Here is a 4,472-nt window from a genome sequence, read left to right as displayed (position 1 = left end):
ATTATCCGGGTAGCAGGCTTTCTTTAAAACTGTCCGAACTATTGCGAACTATTGTGAAGCAGAGAAGCAAATAGAAGCTCTTTGCCGCTTGAGGTCGATGCACGGCATTCCCCTCTTTTAATAACCTGTGCGATAAGTAGAGCTGGTCAGGCAGCCATGGCTACCTTCTTTTTTTTTGGGGTGTTACTCCCTAACACCATATTTTGTCGCTTATGATTCATAGACACTCATCTGTTTCTGAGCGAAAAGGTTCACGGCGGTTGAGGCAAGCCGTTGCTTTCAGTAACGCTTTGTATTGCGATAGCATGCCGCGCTCACCCCTATCTTTCAGCTACGCCTCATGAATAAGGAGGTATCAGGGCGAGAAAATCCGGCTTGGCGTTGTATCTTATCTGCTATAGAGTTTCAGCCAAAGCTTAAAGCTGCCCTCTACTACCAGTTCGCAGCGAATGACCACCAACCCACTAACCACAGCGGTCTAGGGACAAGGAATATATGGAGCACTTGATTTCTACCACCTCAGTAAGCCTGATTTTCTTCTCTTTGATCGGCTTGTTTTTCGCCCTTGCACTAGCAGCCAGGTTGCTGAACAAGCTGCCAGCCTTCACTGATTACGCCTCTAATCTGCTGACTTCTTTAGGTATTTTAGGCACTTTTTGCGGCATCGTGCTGGGGTTGTGGGATTTCGATTCGCAAGATATTGATGGTAGTATCGCCAGCTTGCTAGAAGGCCTAAAAATGGCCTTCTTAACCAGCTTGGCGGGCATGGCTGCCAGCATTTTATACAAGCTGCTGACTACCAGTCTGACCTTTTTGCAGCCACCGCTGAGCGAAGAAGAAGCCGAGGCCGTTGGCCCTGAGCATATTTATCGCTTGTTGCAGCAGCAGGGTACTCATCTTGCTCATATCCATCAGGCATTAACCCAGGTCGATGGTGCCCGCCTGACTCAGTTATTAGAGCGCCTTAATGAACAGCAAGCGCAGTTACCCGAGGCTTTGGCTGCCAGTTTGCAAGAGCAAATAGACCCCCTGCAGCAATTGGGCAAGCATCAGTACAAGGTCCTTGCAGGTATGCAGGAGTTGATGACACAAGAGCAACAAACACAAGAACAGGCGCGGAAAGAGCTCAGCGAGTCTTTGCAGCAGGCCCAGCAGCACTTGCAGCGCCTTAATGAGCAGAATGAACAGTTGCCCCACGCCTTAGCTAACAGCCTGCAAAAGCAAATTGAACCCCTGCTGCAACTGGGCGAGCATCAGCATAAAGCCCTTTCTGGCATACAAGAGAGCCTCAGCCAGCAGCAACAAGAGCAGCAGCAGACTTGGGCTGCTCAAGCCGAGCGAGAAGAACGAAGAGCTGAACAGTTTACTGCTTTTGAAAATCACTTGAGCGAACAACTGACCACCTTTGGTGATTATTTATCACGCTCAGCGACCGAGCAGGTGATTCTGGCACTGAAAGAAGTCATCAGCGACTTTAACAACCGCTTAACCGAGCAGTTTGGCGAGAACTTTAAAGCGCTGGATGCTTCTGTAAAACGCCTGGTTGAATGGCAAGAGCTCTACCGCGAGCAAATGGAACGCCTGCAAGAGGAATTCAATCTGGCTGCCCAAGGTATCGAGCAAAGCCGCGAATCCTTACAGGTGATCGCCACGGCCACTGAGCCGCTGCCTGAATATATGGCACAACTCGCGCCGATTATCACCACCGCAGATCACCAAATTAAGCAGCTAGAAGACCACTTGCAGGCTTTTGCAGACGTGCGTGATGCCGCAGTGCAAGCCGCACCTGAACTGCAGGACAATTTAGAACGCGTCATGAAAGCCATGCAGGATTCTGTAGCTCAAGCCAACCAGCATTATGAGCAGCTGCTCACCCAAAGCAGCAAGCACTTTCAGCAGCATGAAGCTCATACCAGCGAACTGCTGACGGAGCAAAAGCAATGGCTCGACGGCCTAAAGCAAGCGCAAGGCAAGGGTCAAGAGCAGTACACCCAATGGCAAGAGCAGCTTAAAGAAACCTTTGAAAAGGGGCACAAGGGGTTCACTGAGCGTCTCGAAGTCATGAGCCAAGAGCAACAGGAGCACTTTCAAACCAGTTTTGATCGCCTCGCCTCGGTGCTGGAAACAGCCACCAGCACGGGCGCTGAAGCGGTACAAAAACTGGTCAATGAAGAAATTCAAGTCATCGACCAAGCCATGCAAAAAGAATTGCAGCGAGTTTTAGAACAGATGGGGGCAGCCTTGGCGCAAATTGCTGGGCAGTTTACTCAGGATTATCAAAAACTGACCCAGCAAATGCAGCAGATCGTACAGGCACAGGACAGGCTATAAAACCATGTCGAATAAGGATAAGATCTGGGGCCGCGCAACCCGAACCAGCGAAGCAGACCAAGGCCACACTTGGCTGTCCGTGTCTGATTTGATGGCGGGGTTAATGATGGTGTTTCTGTTTATTGCCATTGCCTTAATGCGCTATGGGTTAAGTGAGCGCGACCGCGTGCGTGATATTGCACTAACCTATCAAGCCAGCCAAGGTGCTTTATATGCAGCTCTGCAACAGGAGTTTGCTGCCGATTTGCCGCGCTGGATGGCTCATCTTGACCAAGAAACCCTGTCGATCACTTTTAATGCGCCCGAAGTGCTCTTTGCGCTGGGTTCCACTGAGTTAAGCAGTGAATTTCAGCTCATTTTGGATGACTTTTTTCCGCGTTACTTGGATATTCTGCTCGATTTTTCTGAGTCGATTGATGAAGTGCGTGTTGAAGGCCATACCAGCAGCGACTGGGGGCAAGGCTTTCGCACAGAAGAAGCCTACTTCAACAATATGCGCCTCTCCCAAGGCCGTACCCGCAGCGTGTTGGAGTATGTCTATCATCAGGAATCTCATAGTCCTGAGCAGCAAGACTGGATCAAACAGCAGGTGGCAGCGGTGGGCTTTTCCTCTTCACGCCTGATCCTTGACCAGCAGGGCGAAGAAGATGCCCAACGATCACGACGTGTTAGCTTTCGTGTCATCACCAACGCTGAGCAACAAATTCGCCAAATTTTGGCTGCAGACTGATTGACAAAAAAGTATCAGCCACCCAGGAGAAACGCCATGCAAGAGAAGGCAGCAATACCAGCAACCGAAAAACCAGCAAGTGACCACAAGCTACTGGAAGCTTATATCCAAAAGCCCGAAAAAATGGCTTTTTATCAGCACGGACTCGACAAGATGCAGCACTCAGGTGTGTTTCAATTCCGCTGGCATTGGAGCTGGTGGGCCTTCTTCTTCAGTGTTCCGTTTTTGCTCTATCGTAAAGCCTATCTACCCGCTTTAAGCGCTTTGATCTCTATCGCTTTTGCAAGCTTAATTCCTTTTGGTGGCTTGGTAGCCATGGTTATTTGGGGTGGCTGCTCTAGTTACTTCGTCCTTAAACGCTTCCATCGAATCAAAAGCGAACTCCAAGGAGCAGAGGAAGAAAAAATACGTGCTCTTTATTCATTGGGTGGTTTTCACACCTGGGTTGTCTGGGTTCTCGGAATTTTTTGGGCACTGATTGTGATGCTCGTAATTGTGGCGATGCTCTTTGCAATAATGGACTCAGCCGTTAACTTTTAAGGCAAGGTCAACCAGCAAGATAGTAAAAACCAGATGAAGCTCGATATTGACCTCACCGCACTAGAGGAAGCCGTTCAGCAAATGGGTTCGCCCTTGAAGGCGGATTTTTCGCTGGAAAAAAAGCTTGAAGCCTGGGCAACGCAGCTCAGCCAAGAAGGCATCAGTATTGAGCTGAAAGACCTAAAAAGCCACCGCAGCGGTTTACTACAGGCGCGTGGCTATCAGATTTTGCTTTATATTCAGGATCATTTACACGGCGTAGAAGAGGCGCTTGCTGATGGAAAAAACGGACGGCGTTTTCATGTTGCTGAATGCAGCACACTGCAAGAAATGAAGCAAAAAGGCCGCTTCCAACGTTATGTGGTCACCAATAATTTGAGTGGCGATTTTTTTATTCGTGGAGTCAGCAAGAATGGCCAAAACCTTGAAGGGCGAACCCGCTTGCAGGTGTGTCAGAACTGCCTGAAGCTTTTGAACTATGAGGGTATCGTTACGCATAAAAACTTTACAGCGGTGAGCCAATTCGATATCCAAACCTTTTTTGCCAAGCATAGCTCGCATTTTGAGCGCCTGCCCAAACGCATCAGCGGTCAGCAGGATGGCTATACGCCGGATTGGCCGCAAGTCTCTCAGCGCCTACGAGAGCAACAGGGCTACACCTGCCAAAGTTGTCATGTACAGCTGCGCTCTGCGCCTTATTTGGTGCATGTACACCACCAGGACGGTGTTAAAAGCAATAACCTGAGCAATAACCTGCAGGTTCTGTGTGCTGATTGTCATAGCAAACAGCCCTATCATCAACATCTTTTTCTGAGCCTGCGTATTCTGGTGAACGTGAACAGTGATTCTGATCGAACGTGAACACCTGTTT

At 49.3% G+C, this 4,472-nt stretch carries 4 protein-coding genes; all 4 read left to right on the top strand.

Annotated elements, in window-relative coordinates; all coding sequences use genetic code 11:
• The first annotated feature begins 495 nt into the window (after positions 1 to 495).
• Genes IBX50_RS17570 through IBX50_RS17555 form a run of 4 tightly spaced genes read left to right on the top strand, consistent with a single transcriptional unit; the run spans position 496 to position 4,462 of the window.
• Complete coding sequence (locus IBX50_RS17570) at positions 496 to 2,331, top strand: hypothetical protein (protein WP_292257597.1); 1,836 nt, start codon at positions 496 to 498, stop codon at positions 2,329 to 2,331.
• A 4-nt stretch (positions 2,332 to 2,335) separates the two neighbouring features.
• A complete protein-coding gene (locus IBX50_RS17565; protein ID WP_292257596.1) occupies positions 2,336 to 3,061 on the top strand; it encodes an OmpA family protein in 726 nt (241 codons plus the stop codon).
• A gap of 36 nt (positions 3,062 to 3,097) precedes the next feature.
• Positions 3,098 to 3,601 carry a DUF2628 domain-containing protein gene (locus tag IBX50_RS17560; RefSeq protein WP_292257595.1) on the top strand — a complete coding sequence of 168 codons (504 nt, stop codon included), beginning with the start codon at positions 3,098 to 3,100 and terminating at the stop codon, positions 3,599 to 3,601.
• Between the two features lie 33 nt (positions 3,602 to 3,634).
• On the top strand, positions 3,635 to 4,462 hold the full coding sequence (locus tag IBX50_RS17555; RefSeq protein ID WP_292257594.1) for a hypothetical protein: 828 nt from the start codon (positions 3,635 to 3,637) through the stop codon (positions 4,460 to 4,462).
• Positions 4,463 to 4,472 lie beyond the last annotated feature (10 nt).

It is taken from the genome of Marinospirillum sp., assembly GCF_014859565.1.
This window is presented reverse-complemented; position numbering and strand designations above follow the sequence as displayed.